At 66.5% G+C, this 14,817-nt stretch carries 11 protein-coding genes; 3 read left to right on the top strand and 8 right to left on the bottom strand.

The features are described 5' to 3' along the window. Positions 1 to 329: 329 nt before the first annotated feature. From SSA01S_RS07645 to SSA01S_RS07635, 3 genes are all read right to left on the bottom strand, one after another. Positions 330 to 1,343 carry an inorganic phosphate transporter gene (locus SSA01S_RS07645; RefSeq protein WP_061779909.1) on the bottom strand — a complete coding sequence of 338 codons (1,014 nt, stop codon included), beginning with the start codon at positions 1,341 to 1,343 and terminating at the stop codon, positions 330 to 332. Positions 1,344 to 1,354: 11 nt separating this feature from the next. Next, entirely contained in the window at positions 1,355 to 2,038 is a 684-nt protein-coding gene (locus SSA01S_RS07640) for a DUF47 domain-containing protein (protein WP_240954630.1), read from the bottom strand. A gap of 156 nt (positions 2,039 to 2,194) precedes the next feature. Continuing rightward, positions 2,195 to 3,622 carry a short-chain fatty acid transporter gene (locus tag SSA01S_RS07635; RefSeq protein WP_061779908.1) on the bottom strand — a complete coding sequence of 476 codons (1,428 nt, stop codon included), beginning with the start codon at positions 3,620 to 3,622 and terminating at the stop codon, positions 2,195 to 2,197. Between the two features lie 222 nt (positions 3,623 to 3,844). On the opposite strand from SSA01S_RS07635, the gene SSA01S_RS07630 reads away from it, so the two are divergent. Continuing rightward, on the top strand, positions 3,845 to 6,163 hold the full coding sequence (locus SSA01S_RS07630; protein WP_061779930.1) for a TonB-dependent receptor: 2,319 nt from the start codon (positions 3,845 to 3,847) through the stop codon (positions 6,161 to 6,163). Positions 6,164 to 6,247: 84 nt separating this feature from the next. On the opposite strand, the gene SSA01S_RS07625 is transcribed toward SSA01S_RS07630, so the two are convergent. The 3 genes from SSA01S_RS07625 to SSA01S_RS07615 form a co-directional block, all read right to left on the bottom strand. Continuing rightward, positions 6,248 to 6,931, bottom strand: a complete 684-nt coding sequence (locus tag SSA01S_RS07625; protein WP_061779907.1) for an HPP family protein — start codon at positions 6,929 to 6,931, stop codon at positions 6,248 to 6,250. 74 nt (positions 6,932 to 7,005) lie between these two features. Continuing rightward, the gene (locus SSA01S_RS07620; RefSeq protein WP_061779906.1) at positions 7,006 to 8,091 is read right to left on the bottom strand and encodes a lactonase family protein; all 1,086 of its coding nucleotides are present in this window, start codon (positions 8,089 to 8,091) and stop codon (positions 7,006 to 7,008) included. A 91-nt stretch (positions 8,092 to 8,182) separates the two neighbouring features. Next, a complete protein-coding gene (locus SSA01S_RS07615) occupies positions 8,183 to 10,663 on the bottom strand; it encodes a PhoX family protein (RefSeq protein ID WP_061779905.1) in 2,481 nt (826 codons plus the stop codon). A 442-nt stretch (positions 10,664 to 11,105) separates the two neighbouring features. On the opposite strand from SSA01S_RS07615, the gene rplJ reads away from it, so the two are divergent. Together rplJ and rplL are read left to right on the top strand one after the other, a co-directional pair. Continuing rightward, positions 11,106 to 11,627: a 50S ribosomal protein L10 gene (gene rplJ, locus SSA01S_RS07610; protein ID WP_042483938.1), complete on the top strand. Its 522-nt coding sequence runs from the start codon at positions 11,106 to 11,108 to the stop codon at positions 11,625 to 11,627. A 73-nt stretch (positions 11,628 to 11,700) separates the two neighbouring features. Beyond that, positions 11,701 to 12,075 (top strand): 50S ribosomal protein L7/L12, encoded by a 375-nt coding sequence (gene rplL, locus SSA01S_RS07605; RefSeq protein ID WP_007403895.1) that lies wholly within the window; start codon positions 11,701 to 11,703, stop codon positions 12,073 to 12,075. 98 nt (positions 12,076 to 12,173) lie between these two features. On the opposite strand, the gene SSA01S_RS07600 is transcribed toward rplL, so the two are convergent. Both SSA01S_RS07600 and SSA01S_RS07595 read right to left on the bottom strand, forming a co-directional pair. Next, positions 12,174 to 12,923 carry a hypothetical protein gene (locus SSA01S_RS07600; RefSeq protein ID WP_061779904.1) on the bottom strand — a complete coding sequence of 250 codons (750 nt, stop codon included), beginning with the start codon at positions 12,921 to 12,923 and terminating at the stop codon, positions 12,174 to 12,176. Between the two features lie 88 nt (positions 12,924 to 13,011). Continuing rightward, on the bottom strand, positions 13,012 to 14,754 hold the full coding sequence (locus SSA01S_RS07595) for a hypothetical protein (RefSeq protein ID WP_244885614.1): 1,743 nt from the start codon (positions 14,752 to 14,754) through the stop codon (positions 13,012 to 13,014). Positions 14,755 to 14,817: the final 63 nt, after the last annotated feature.

The raw sequence follows: 14,817 nt of genomic DNA, 5'->3' as shown, positions 1-14,817 counted from the left end.
TTGGCCTGAGCGACATCGATGGCCACAGGATTTTCGTTCGCGCAGAGGCGCGGAGGACGCAGAGGTCGCGCTACGCCCTACGTATAAATACCCTTCTGTTCCCCGGCGAAGGCCGGGGCCCAGTTGCCATGTCGTTGAAAGCGCGCGGCGCAGTTGCGTGGGAGGCCATGGGGGCCCACGCTCGACGGCGCACCGCAACTGGACCCCGGCCTTCGCCGGGGTGGTCGTTCCGGTTTGGGAGCTGGGCCTTACGCCCCTTCGACACCGCTCAGGCCGAACGGCATATGGAACAAGAAAAAAGGGGAGGACGCGTCGCCCTCCCCCCTCGATCAGAACAACCGGGTCAGCAGGTAGAACCCCGCCCCCATCGCGGCCGAGGCCGGGATGGTGATGATCCAGGCGATCACCACATTGCCCGCCACGCCCCAGCGCACCGCCGAGGCGCGCCGCGCCACGCCCGCGCCGATGATCGATCCGGTGATGGTATGCGTCGTCGACACCGGGATACCCAAGGCCGAAGCGCAGAAGATCACGATCGAGCCGGCGGTCGAGGCGCTGAACCCCTGGTGCTGCGACAGCTTGGTGATGCGGCTGCCCATCGTCTCGATGATCTTCCAGCCGCCGGTCATCGTGCCCAGCGCCATGGCGACATAGCAGGAGATGGCGACCCAGTGCGGCACCTCGAACGGGCCGGTCAGGCGGCCGGTCGAATAGAGGAGGACGGTGATGATCCCCATCGTCTTCTGCGCGTCGTTCAGGCCGTGGCTGAGCGAATAGGCAGCCGAGGAAACGAGGTGCAGCGCACGGAAGCTGCGCTCCGCCTGCCCCGCCGTCGAGCGGCGTAAGCCCCAGCTGCTCAGCAGCATGACCAGCATCGCCAGCATCATGCCCAGCATCGGCGACAGCACGATGGCGAGCAGCGTCTTGTTGAGCCCCGCCCACTGCACCGCGCCCGTACCCGCATGGGCCACGCCCGCGCCGACCAACCCGCCGACCAGCGCATGGCTGCTCGACGACGGAATACCGCGCAGCCAGGTGATGACGTTCCACGCCATCGCCCCGCCCAGCGCGCCGAAGATGACGGCGGGCGTCACCACGTCCTGGGCGATCAGGCCCTTGCCGACCGTCTCCGCCACCTTGTGCAGGCTGGGAAAGGCGACGGTCAGGAAATAGGCGGCGAAGTTGAAGAAGGCGGCGAACAGCACCGCCGCGACCGGCGACAGCAGTCGCGTCGCCACCACGGTCGCGATCGAATTGGCCGCGTCATGCAGCCCGTTCAGATAGTCGAAGGCCAGCGCGACCAGGATCAGGCCGGCCAGTAACGGAAAGGCAAGTTCGTGCATGACCCCGCGCCTCAGGCGTGATCGATGACGATGCCGTCGATCTCGTCGGCGACATCCTCGAACGCGTCGAGGATGCGCTCCAGATGCTTGTACACTTCCTTTTCGATGACGAAGCGCAGCGTGTCGCGCTCGCCACATTCCTCCAGCGTGCGCTTCAGGCCCGCCGCATGGATCTCATCGGCGCGCCCTTCCAGCCGGACCAGCTCCTCGGTCAGCGCGTGGAGCCGGTCGCCGTTGCGCGCGACGTCGCGCATCAGCGGCATCGCCTCGACGGTCAGCTTGGCCGCCTCGACCGCGACCGCCGCCATCTCGCGCATCTCGGGCGCGAAGCTGGTCAGGCGGTACAGGCCGATCGCGGTGGCGGCGGCGTGCATCTCGTCGATCGTGTCGTCCATCGACCCGATCAGCGAGGTGATCGAGGCGCGGTCGAACGGCGTCAGGAAGGTCGAGCGGACCGAGGTCAGGACCTGGCGGGTGATCTCGTCGGCGTCATGCTCGCGCGCGGCGACGGCGGCGATCTCGTCGGCGGTGTTGCCCTGCGTGTCGAACAGCCGGACGGTGGCCTCGGCCCCCGCCAATATCGTGGCGGCTTGCGCCTCGAACAGCGCGAAGAAATTGCCGGTCTTCGGCAGGAGGCGTTGGAACCAGGCGAACATCAGTCGGTAACCCCGATAGTGATCCGAAACCGTGCGCATCTTTCGGCCATGACCGATCGGGCCACGACGAAACGCCGGACCGCGAAAAGGTCATGAAGCCAGGATGGCACGAACGTCGCCCCCCTGACCAGTCGCGGCCCCTCCGTCAAGCAAAACGCTGTTACACCAATGTGACACCCGGGTCATCAGCGGCGGTCACGGCAGGACGGGCGGCTGGTACGGCAGGGTGAAGGACAGGGCCCAGAGAAGGAACAGGACGACCGGCAGATGGACGATCAGCTGCAGGAAGCTGAACCCCACGATATCCCGTGCCTTCAACCCCAATATGCCGAGCAAAGGCAACATCCAGAAGGGGTTGATGAGATTGGGCAGCGCCTCCGCCGCATTGTAGATCTGCACCGCCCAGCCGAGATGGACGTGCAGTTCGTTGGCCGCCTGCATCACATAGGGCGCCTCCAGCAGCCACTTGCCGCCCCCCGACGGCACGAAGAATCCCAGGATCGCCGAACAGGCGCCCATGGTCAGCGGAAAGGAGCCGGGCGCGTTGAGCACGACAAAGGCGTGCGCGATCTGGTCGGCGACGCCAACTCCCGCCCCGTTCTTCGCCCCCGTCAGCATCGCGGCGATGGCGGCGTAGAAGGGATATTGGATCAGGATGCCCGCCGTCGCGGGCACCGCGCGGGCCAGCGCGATCAGGAAGCGCTTGGGCCGCCAGTGCAGCACCAGGCCGGCCATCAGGAACAGGAAATTATAGGTGTTGAGGTTGGAGATCGCGACCATCCAGTCCGCCTTCGCGAACTCCTGTACCAGCCAGCCCACCGCCAACAGGCCGATCAGGACGGTGACGAGCGGGGCATGTTCCAGCCACTCGCCCGGCTGGGTGCGCGGCGGCAGCGCATCGTCCTCGCGCGCCGGGTCGATGCCCATGTCCTCGGCCGTCACGGCGGCATCCCGGCCCGGGGCCGACGCCATGGCGATGACGGTCGAGAGGACGATCAGGACACCCGCGATCAGCATCGACTGCCACAGGAAGATAGTCTGGCTGAACGGGATGACGCCGGTGGTGGGCAGCAGCGCAGGCGGCAGGCTGGCCGGGTTCGCCTGAAGCTGCGCCGCCGAGGAGGACAGCCCCATCGCCCAGGTCGCGCCCAGCCCCAGATAGGCCGCCGCCCCCGCCGCCCGGTAATCCATGCGCAGGTCGCGCCGCCGTGCACAGGCGCGCGCCAGCAGTCCGCCGAAGATCAGGCTCAGTCCCCAGCTGAGCAGCGACGACACCATGGTCGCCAGCGCGATCATGCCGATCGCTCCCCGCGCACTGCGCGGCCGCCGGGCCAGCCAGTCGATCAGCCGCTGGACCGGCGCAGAGGTGGCGACGACGTACCCGCCGATCGTCACGAACGCCATCTGCATGGTGAAGGGGATCAGCGTCCAGAAGCCGTCGCCAAAGCTCTTGGCCACCGCTGGCGCCGATGCGCCATTGACCAAGGCCGCCACCGCCACGACGACGACCGCGATCGCTACGAAGATGAAGGCATCGGGAAACCAGCGTTCGGCCCAGCCCGTGAAGCGCAGGGCGAGCCGGGCCAGACGCCCGTCCCCTGCCGCTGTCCGCTCCCTCGCCATCCCGCTCCCCCCTTTGTTGCACCGTCGAAACGGCCGCTCGTCGCATCAATGCGGCGGCGGCCTTCATGTTGCACGGTCCCCGGTTGCAATTTCGGCGCAGTGTGGCGCGGGCGCATCAGCTCTGTCACGCGAGCGCCATAATGTGCCCCTAACCGCCCCGATTACCGGGAGAATAGCAATCAGTCGGGCGGCGTGAACCACCCGACGGAGCGTGGGGACTATATGAAATCCGTAATCAAGACCGCGGCGCTGCTGGGCGCGGCGTGGGGTGTGCTGGCGACCGTGCCGGCGATGGCGCAGACCGCCGACCAGGGCGCGGCCCCGACCGCTGCCGCCACCGATGAGCAACTGGGCCTGGGCGACGTCGTCGTCACCGCCGAGCGCCGCTCGGAAAGCCTGAACCGCGTGCCAGTGTCGGTGGGCGTGGTCAGCGGGTCGAACCTGCGCACCTTCCAGCAGGGCGGCGAAGACATCCTGGCGCTGTCGGGCCGCGTGCCCGGCCTGTATGCCGAGACGACCACCGGTCGCATCTTCCCGCGCTTCTACATTCGCGGCCTGGGCAATATCGACTTCTATCTGGGCGCGTCGCAGCCCGTGTCGATCATCCAGGACGATGTGGTCCTGGAGCATGTCGTGCTGAAGTCGAACCCGGTGTTCGACGTCGACCAGGTCGAAGTGCTGCGCGGCCCGCAGGGCTCGCTCTTCGGTCGCAACACGACCGCAGGCATCATCAAGTTCGACACGATCAAGCCGACGCAAAGCTTCCAGAGCCGCGCCACTGCCTCGATCGGCAGCTACAACACGATCAGCATGGACGCCGGTGTCGGCGGTCCGCTGATCCGCGACGTGCTGGCCTTCCGCCTGTCGGCGCTGGTCCAGCACCGCGACAACTGGGTCGACAATGTCTATGCGGGGCCCAGCGCCGACCGCACGCTGACCCCGAAGAACGACGCGATGGGCGGCTTTACCGAGCGCGACGTGCGCCTCCAGCTGCTGCTGACGCCGACCGATACGCTGTCGTTCAACCTGTCGGGCCATGCCCGCTGGTATGACGGCACCTCGACGCTGTTCCACCGCGGGGCGCTGAAGAAGGGTTCGCGCGATGTGTCGGCCGAGCCGCGCGACCGCGTCGCCTATGACGAGGGTCAGGGCAATCCGCAGTCCTATGACACGCAAGGGTCGTCGCTGCGCGCCGCCTGGGACATGGGCGGGGCCGAGCTGACCTCGATCACCGCCTATGAGACCACGGCCGGCTTCAGCAAGGGCGACACCGACGGCGGCGCGGCGGCGAACTTCCCGGTCAACGGCGTGGCCAATGGCTATGGCCTGAGCCAGGGCCAGGTCCGGGGTCTCGACCAGTGGACGCAGGAAGTCCGCCTGGCCTCGACCGGCACGGGCGCGTTCAAGTGGCAGGTCGGCGGCATCTATTTCGACAGCCGCGACATCACTGACTTCTATCAGCGTGCGTTCCTGATCGGTGCGAACCCCAACAACTGGGTCCGCCTGCACGACGTCAACACCTCGTGGGGCGTGTTCGGCCAGGTCAGCTACCGCGCGACCGATCGCCTGACCCTGACCGCCGGTGGCCGCATCAGCGAGGACACCAAGCGGACCCAGCTGCTGCGCACCGCCGACACCGCCGCTGGCGTGTCGACCTATCGCGGGCGCCGCGACGTGCGCCTGTCGGACACCCAGCCCAGCTGGGACCTGTCGGCGCTGTATGAAGTCAATCCGAACGTGAACGTCTATGTCCGCGCCGCGCGCGGCTTCCGCGGGCCGACCATCCAGGGTCGCTCGGCGGTGTTCAATTCGGACTTCACCACCGCGAACTCGGAAACCAACCTGTCGTTCGAGACCGGCTTCAAGTCGAAATTCTTCGACAACACGCTGCGCCTGAACGCCGCCGCCTTCGCGTACCGCGTGAAGGGCATCCAGCTGAACGGCAACGACTCGGACGGCAACGGCGTGCTGTTCAACGCCAACAAGGCGATCGCCTATGGCCTGGAAGCCGATGCGCAGTGGCTACCGGTACGCAATCTGGCCCTGTCGGCGGGTGTCAGCCTGCTGCACTCGGAAATCCGCGACAAGCGCGTCTTCGCCCAGACCTGCGGCCTGAACGGCGTCCAGGTATGCACCGTGCTCGACCCGTTCGTGACCCGCACGGTGTTCGGCGCCAACGCCTATTTCGCGCAGATCAACGGCAACCCGTTGCCCAACGCGCCGGAATATAACGTCAACGTCGCGGCCAAGTACGACATCCCGCTGGCGAACCAGGGCAAGGCGTTCATCTCGACCGACTGGAACCTGCAGGGCTACACCAACTTCGTCCTCTATCGGACCAAGGAGTTCACCTCGAACGGCAATTTCGAGGGCGGCCTGAGCATCGGCTATTCCGCGCCGAACGACGACTGGAGCCTGTCGGTCTTCGCCCGCAACATCACGAACGAGAAGAACCTGAAGGGCGTGATCGAAAACTATATGGCGGCGGTGTTCAACGAACCGCGCGTCATCGGCATCTCGTTCAGCGGCAAGTATCGCTGATCGGTGTGACCGGTTGAAGGAAGGCCCGTCCCTCTTTGTGAGGGGCGGGCCTTTTTCTTGAGGTGCGCCTCACGCCCCCCGCGCTTAGCGCTTCCCCCGGACCGGACCCGTCCTCGCCCGTGCATGGCGCTCGGCATGGGCGAGCAGCGTGTCGAGGTCCTCGCGCGCGATGTCGAAGCTCTCGTGCATCTCCTCCAGCGCGGCGTCGACATCCTCGGGGCCGATCAGCGCGGGGCTGGCGGCAGGCGGCATCACCGCCGGCTCGTGCGGATAGCTGCGCCCCGTCGCGCGGTGAAAGGCCATGCCGATCGCGACCAGCGCGATCGAGTTGATCGCCACCGGTGCGAAGGCGAAGGCGAAACCCGCCGCATGAATGCCCTGGCTGCCGATCACGGCGGTCAGTGCCGCCGCCCCGCCCGGCGGATGCAGGCAGCGCGCCAGCGACATGACCAGGATCGCACCGCCCACCGCGCAGCCCGCCGCCAACGGCAGCGAGGGGATCGCTTGAAAGGCCGCGACCCCGACCAGCGTCGACAGGACATTGCCACCGACCACCGACCAGGGCTGGGCCAGCGGACTGGCGGGCACCGCGAAGACCAGCACCGCCGACGCGCCCAGCGGCGCGACGATGATTGGCAGGTCGGGGCCAAGCGGCGGCAACCCGCCGCAGACGATGATGGTCAGCCCGATGCCGATCACCGCGCCGACACAGGCGATCAGGCGACCCGGCAGCGTGGCTCCGGCGAGCAGGGGTTTGAAGAAGGACATGGCCGCCTTTGGAGTTGGGATTCGATAAGCCCCTCCTCCCGAGGGGTGCGTTCTTGGCCGGGTTTGGTGCCCCCTTAAACCTCCGCCAGGAACACCACGCCGGGAATGGCGATGCTCCGCCCGGTCGCGGTCAGCCGCCCGTCCTTGCCGATGTGGAAGGCGTTGACCGTGCCCGACCGCTCGTTCGCGACCAGCATCTCGGCCCGCCCCTCGCGCAGCAGGAAGAAGCGCGGCCAGTTGCCGCCGGTCGGGACATGCTGCACCAGCCGGGGCTCGCCCTTCGCATCCAGCGCGAAGACGGTGATGCTGTTCGCCCCGCGATTGGAGACATAGAGCGTCCGCCCCGCGCGATCGATCACGATATGCGCGGCATAGGAGGCGGGACCGCCCTCCGGCACCAGCGCCTGCTCGCCCGCCGTGCGGAACCGGCCGTCGGGCAACGCATCGAGGACGAACAGCCGGGTCTGCAACTCGCAGGCGACATAGGCGCGTGGCAGGGTCGGGTGACGGACCATATGTCGCGGCCCCGCCCCCGCCTGGGCCTGCCAGCCCACCACCGGCTCGGCCAGCGTCCGCGCGACCGGATCGAAACGATAGGCGAAGATCGCATCCGCCCCCAGATCGACCGCGTGCAGCCAGCGCCGGTCGGGGCTGAACCCCACCCAATGCGCGTGCGGTCCGGCCTGACGCTCGGCATTGGGGCCGTTGCCGTGATGCTGGAATACCTTGGCCTCGCCCGGCGCCCCGGTCTTGCGGTCGAGCTGGTAGAAGGCGACCGAACCGCTCGAATAATTGGCGACCGCCAGACAGGCGGCGCTGCGGTCGAGCGCGACATGGCATGGGTCCGCGCCGCCGGTCGACGCCCCACCCCGGACCTTCCAGCCCGGACCATAGCCGGTCACCTGTCCCTGGCTTTCTTCGCGCAGGAGATAAAAGGCCCCGCCCGGCCCGTTGCCGACGCCATAGGACGCGTTGACGACCCCGTGCACCGGCGCGCCCAGGCGGCCGTCGACGATGGGGTACAGCCCCTTGCCGCCCTCATGGGCGTAGGTGCCCGCGATCAGCCGGTCGCGTCCCGGCATCCGCGCCACGGCCGGAAGAGCCGTGCCCAGCCCGATCGCCGTCGCACCTGCCAGTATCTCGCGCCGTGTCGTCGTCATGCCCAATCCCTTTCGCGGGCCCTTCAACGCCAAAGGGGGCGGGAAGGCAATCACCTTCCCGCCCCCCTCGGCTTACGATGCGATCAGGCGATCAGATCGCGACCACGCCGCCGTCGTTCTTGGTGATGACGATGGTGGCCGAACGCGGGCGGACGGTCGCCGCCGCGCTGCCCGACTGGCTGTCCGGCCAGTTGCTGGTCGGGGCCGACGGGCTGCTCGCGCCCTCGCCCGGATGCTGGATGTTGACGAAGACCGAGGTGCCGTCCGGCGTCGAGTGGATGCCGGTGATCTCGCACTGCTTCGGACCCACCAGGAAGCGCTTCAGCGTGACGCCGGGCGCCTTGCCGATGCGGGTGGTGACCGTCGCGGTCGCCCCGCCCGCGCTGCTCGTCACCGAACGGGTGCCGCCATCGCCGACCCGGCCGGGGATCGCGGCCAGCATCATGCAGTTGGTGACGTCGGTGAAGGCCCCGTCATCGGTCTGAATCCACATCACCGGCGTCGCTTGCCCGGCGACATTGCTCGGCAGGCTGAACCACAGGCCGTCGGGCGACGAGAAGTCGTTGGTCGCGTCCAGCCCCGACAGGTTGATATTGGTCGGGTCTAGGTCCGCGCCCGCGCCGAACGCATAGACGTCCCAGGTGAAGCTGGTCGCCTCGGTCGTGTCGTTCGCCTCGCGGATGCGGATGATATGGCCGTTGCGATTGCCGACCGAGGTCGAAGGCGCATCGACATAGGAGCGCGGGTTGGCCGCATCGACACCCGTATTGCTGCCCGACGCCACCGGCTTGCGCGAGGCATTGTTGGTCAGGGTGCAATACATCTCGCCGGTCGCAGGGTTGACGGCGGTCCATTCGGGACGGTCCATCTTGGTCGCGCCCAGCGCATCGCCCGCCAAACGGGTGTTGATCAGGACATCGGCCTGGTCGGCAAAGGGATAGATGCTGTTCGACGCGTTCAGCCCGTTCTGACCGAACACCAGGGGCATCCACATGCCGGTGCCATCGGCGTTGAACTTGGCGACATAAAGCGTGCCGTTGTCCAGATACTTGTCGCCCACCGCCAGACGGTCGGTCGCGCTGGCGTCCGAGGCGCTCCACGGCGTCGCCGACACGAACTTGTAGATATATTCGTTCTGCGCGTCATCGCCCATATAGAAGGCCGGACGGACGCCCGCGATCATCCGGCCGCTCTGGCAGCCTTCATGGTTCATGCGGCCCAGCGCGGTGCGCTTGCGCGGGGTCGAGGCCGGGTTGAACGGATCGATCTCGACCACCCAGCCGAACTGGAACGGCTCGTTCCGGAAATCGGCCGTGCCATCGGCGGCAAGCGCGGCATTGGCGGTCGCGTTCCAGCGGCGGAAGACGGTGCTCGACGCGTCCGATGGCGTGACCGTCGTCCAGCCATAATTGCCCGAGCGGCCTTCGCCGATGCCATAGCGGGCGAGCGAGGCATTCTGCTTTGCATTGGTCGTGGCGCGCACCGCCGCATCGCCCGAGCTACGACGGAAATAGCCCGCCCAATTCTCCTCGTTGGTCAGATAGGTGTTCCACGCCATCGTGCCATTGGCGCAGTTGTTGATCGTGCCGCGCCCGCCGGTGCCGTCGGTCGAATAGGCGGTCTTCAGCCAGCCATTGCCCTTGACCGGCCCGCTGAACGCCATCGGCGTGTTCGGCGTGATGCGGCGGTTCAGCCCAGAGGCCTGGACATAGCTCCACGCGCCATTGGTCCGCGTCACCTCGATCACCGAGACGCCGTGGCACTCGATCTCCTTGATCGCCTCGCTCTCCGGGCGGGGGGCGGGCGACTGGCCGTTCACGTGCAGATATTGCTCGCTGATATTCTCGTGGTTCAGGACCAGCAGGCCGCGCGTGCTGTTGCTCGGGTCCGGGCTGGTCCCCGATGCCGCGAGCCCGAAATAGCTCATGCCGTCATGATGATCGCCCGCACGCTGCGCGAAGTTCGTGTCAGTGCCGTTATTGGCATAGGCCGCGACGCCCGAAGCGATCGGATCGCCCAGCCGGTACAGCACGCTGACGCTATAGCCAGCAGGCACCGTCACCACGTCCGCCAGGCTGTGCGGCACGGCGGTGAAGTCGAGCGTGATCGGCGTGACGGTGATGGTCACCGTGTTGTTGGTGACGACGCCGTCGCGGCTGGTGATCTCCAGCTTGAAGGCCAGCTGCGTCGCGGTGGCGACGGCGGGCGCGCGGAACGAGGCGACCAGCTGGTTGGTGCCCGTCAGCGTGACCGACGGGCCCGCCGTCTGGCTCCAGTTGACATTGGCCACCTGCCCCGAGCCCACCGTGCCGGTCAGCGTGACCGGGCGGCCCGCCGCGACGCTGGCGGTGCTGCCCGCCGCCGTGGCGGTGACGCCCTGCGGAGTCTCGTCGTCGCAACCGGCCAGCAGCGCGCCACCGAACAGCGCGGTCGTCATCGCCGACACCCCGTGGCGCAGCGTCTGGCGGCGCGACAGGCGGGTGGCGATCAGGTCGCTCATATGGGTGTTGGTCGAGCGGTTGGTATCGATGTCGCCATCGTCATAGGCGACCAGACTGTTGATATCCGACATGAAAAATCCCCCGGCGCCGCGCGGGGACAGGACGCGCGGTCAGTGGCCTGGGCTTTGCCTCCCAACCAAGTCATGCAGGCTTCGTTTCCGCGTCATGGCCATGACGGACGAATGACTCTCGCATGACATTGCATTCATCTTGCCGCGGACCTTGACTCCCGCCTTCGATCCTGCGAAGGCGCGCCCGCATCCGATGGGTTTGCCCCACCGGATTCCGTCCAAGACAGCAGGTGCCGGGGAATATGCCCTGGCTTAATTGCCTGCCGAGACGGGGAAAAGGATTTTGCCGGTCGTGCCACTCGCTGGTCCCGCCCGGTCTGCCCCGCGTTTCTCACGCGTCGGTTGCCCATTCCCCATCGCTGGACACCCCGAGGGGTGGTCACACCCCCCGGTCAAGCAACCGGGATGGTCGTTCGCGGCCGTTCCAACCATGGAGAATGGCATGGATCGCGATCAAAAGAGCCAGGCCGTCGCCGAACTGAACCGCAACTTCAACGAGGTTGGCGTGGTGGTCATCACCCGCAACCACGGCATGACCGTCGCCCAGTCGACGGCCCTGCGCACGAAGATGCGGGAAGCTGGCGCGACCTACAAGGTCTCGAAGAACCGGCTTGCCAAGATCGCAGCCCAGGGCACCGACTATGCCGGTGTCGCTGACATGCTGACGGGTCCCGTCGGCATTGCCAGCTCGATCGATCCCGTGGCCGCCGCCAAGGTGGCCGTGGACTTCGCCAAGACGACCGACAAGTTCGAGATCGTCGGCGGATCGATGGGTGCGAATGTCCTTGATGTCGCAGGCGTGCAGGCGCTGGCGACTCTGCCCTCGCTGGACGAGCTCCGGGCGAAGATTGTCGGCCTCATCGTGGCGCCTGCCACGAAGCTGGCAACCATCACCCAGGCCCCCGCGGCGCAGATCGCCCGCGTCCTGGCGGCTTATGCCGACAAGGACAAGGAAGCCGCCTGATCTTCGGGCGAATACGACGATTTGAACTGACACACTCGGGCCATTTTACCCGGCCCGTATTGGAGATAAGAACATGGCAGACCTGAACGCGCTGGTTGACCAGCTGAGCGAGCTGACCGTCCTCGAAGCCGCTGAGCTCTCGAAGATGCTCGAAGAGAAGTGGGGCGTCTCGGCCGCCGCTGCTGTTGCCGCGGCTCCTGCTGCTGGCGGCGCTGCTGCTCCGGCCGCTGAAGAGAAGACCGAATTCGACGTGATCCTCACCGGCGACGGTGGCAAGAAGATCAACGTCATCAAGGAAGTCCGCGCGATCACCGGCCTGGGCCTGACCGAAGCCAAGGCGCTGGTCGAAGGCGCTCCGAAGCCCGTCAAGGAAGGCATTGCCAAGGACGAGGCCGAGAAGATCAAGAAGCAGCTCGAAGAAGCCGGCGCGACCGTCGAGCTCAAGTAATCGGACTGCGGCTGGGCAACCGGCCTCACCCGTTCGCTTGGCGAGCTAAAGTTAAGGGCGGCCCCTTCGGGGGTCGCCCTTTTCGTTTGGCGAGTCCTTCAGACGATACGCCAGGATGCGGGCGCTTCTCGGCAATCGCCGTCGAAGAGCCTGCCGCCATGGTGTGCCAGTTCCGCGTCCGCCAACGCGATCACGAGGCCAGGATCGCCTTCGGCGAACAGCGCGCGAAAGGCTGTGTCGAACCTACCCGCCAAGCCTGTATCCATTTTCGCCAGAAGACGGGGCGCCCATTTGCCAGCCCCATTCCAATGCCCCCTGCCCCGCAAGACAAGTTCGACCAGCTTGGGATGGAGCAAGGCTCCGATCGCCATTACTTCGTCTGCACGCCGATCCCCCAGAAGGTCGTCGATCGCGTCCGTGATCTCGTACCGCAGAGCATTCAACACCGCTGTCGAAAGCGGTGGCGGACCGCTAGCCAGACGTACGGATATATTCGCGCGCAAAGCTTCCGCCGAATCCGGATGGGCACCGATGACCGATCCCTCGACGATCATGTTCAGAATGCTCGGGCGGCCCCGCGCTATGTCCTCCTCGACGAACCAGGCCAGCGTCTCTGGATCGTGGACGAATGCCTCGACCGGCACCCCATCGACAAGGAAGGATTCCCGCCGTGCCGCGTCGAGGCGATCGAAGACGACAACCAGGTCGATATGCGACAGATACGTGCCTTCACCGCGCATGATGGCCCCGGCGACATAGGCAAAGGCCGCGCCACCGTACCGGGCATGAAATACGGCATCTGCAATCGTCAGCGCCTCGAGGGGCGTAGGACAGGTTCGGTTGACCATAGGCCGGACGCTACTGGCTTGGCACCGCCCTGCGCAATGATGGTTCCATAGTTGACGACCGGCCTATGCGGGTTCCGTCACGTGCCCGTTATATCCTAAACCGCGCCCAGGGCTGGGCCCGCCGCATGTCGAGACGGCAGACTCCCTGCAACCGGTGCCGCGCAACATAGCGCGCCACTCGCGCGTCGTAATCGGCGCGCAACGGATCGGCGAAGTTCCAGTCGGGCGGGTTGAAGGTCGAGAAGCCGTTGATCGTCGGCACCCGCCATTGTTCGGCCAGGAACATCGCATCGACATTGTGCGGATACAGAGCGTTGAGCTCGGCATTGATATAGATCGGCTCGTTCATCCGCGACGCGACGACGTAAAAGCTCTGGCAACCTGCGGGCGGCGACGGGATCGTATCGAGCGCGGCGCGCTGTTCGCGGCGGCTGAGCAGCGCGGCCGTTTCGGCACTCAGATTCTCGGCGAGCAATAGTATGACGATCGCCGCCGCCCATAGGGGCCGGGTGCACAGCAAGGTCGCCAGGCGCGCGCGCCAGGCGAACACGACGATCAGCAGGAACGGCAAGGTCAGCCAGAGCTGGTAGCGCGAGACGGTCCGCAAGCCCTTGGCTCCCGGCACCAGATAAAAGACCAGGTTCCACGGCGAGGCTTCCCAGAATTGCAGCGTCAGCGCCCAGGCCACGATCATCGCCAGGGTAAAGGCCCGCCACGTGACAGAGGGGATCAGCCCCTCGCCCACAGGACGGCGGCCGATGATCCGCCAGGCCGCGACGATCAGCAACAGGCAGAGGAACGGCGGATACCCCACCTCATGCTCGCCGCGCAGCACCCTCGCGGGCAGGGCCGGGTCGTCGGGCCGCAGATGGTGGAGCAGCGCAATCAGCGGCCGGAACAGCCAGCCCCAAAGGTAATTGTCCGGCCCGACATTGATCATGTCGATCGTCGGTGTGATGAGATAGCCGAGCATGTCGTAATAGCCCTCGCCCCCCGTCTCATGCAGCTTGGGCAGATAGACCGCGAGGAAGGGCAGGATCAGCACCGCAAAGGCGCCGAACCCACAGGCGATGGTCCCCGCATGGGTTCGCACCAGCCGCAGCGCCGCGATCGGCCGGGCATGACCGCTGAGGATCGCCCAGCACAGAACGAACAGACAGGCGGAGAAAAGCGTAAACCAGGCCATGTAATAGGAGGTCATCAGCCACGCCGCCATCAGCGCGGCCAGCGCCACGGCGCACAACCGGGCGCGGCCACGCTGCGCCGCCGTCTCGGCCTGCACGCAAGCGATCGCCAGCATCATCGCCAGCGGCAAAAGCGCCACGCTCTGCAACTGCGCATGGACCGCCTGGAGTTGGATGTTGCTGGCGATCGTGAAGCTGGCGGCGACGAACAGGGCCGCCCCCCGCCCCCAACCCAGGCTACGTGTCGCGAGCGCATAGGCGGCGACAAATCCGATCGTCTTGAACGTCAGGATGTTGAGCGTGTCGGCGTGAAAGGGATCGGCGAACAACCGCCAAAAGGAATAGGACAGGCCGTAGAGGAAATAACCGTCATTATAGCCCAGCGTGCCGTCATAGGGATGGAAGTAGAAGCCGCTATTCCACGCCGACACGCCCGCCCAGACATTGCGCCAATGTTCGAGGATAGTCATCTCGATCAGTGCATCGCCGCGATCGCCGAAACCCAGATCGAAACCGCTGGCGATGGGCACGCGCAGGAAGATCGCGACCGCCAGGACATAGGCGGCGAGCCAGATCAGCCCGAACGAAACAGGCGAAAGGGTCTGGACCGACCATCGCGCGGTCTGTTCGGAACGAAGGGCTGCCATGACCGCGCTCTAGGAGGCGTGGTGGAGACTGTCGACCCGCCGCCCGTCGACGGAATTCAGGCG

Source organism: Sphingomonas sanguinis NBRC 13937, from assembly GCF_001591005.1.
GTDB classification, from domain to species: domain Bacteria; phylum Pseudomonadota; class Alphaproteobacteria; order Sphingomonadales; family Sphingomonadaceae; genus Sphingomonas; species Sphingomonas sanguinis.
The sequence above is the reverse complement of the archived record's forward strand: the minus strand, read 5'-3'. Positions and strand labels throughout refer to the sequence as shown.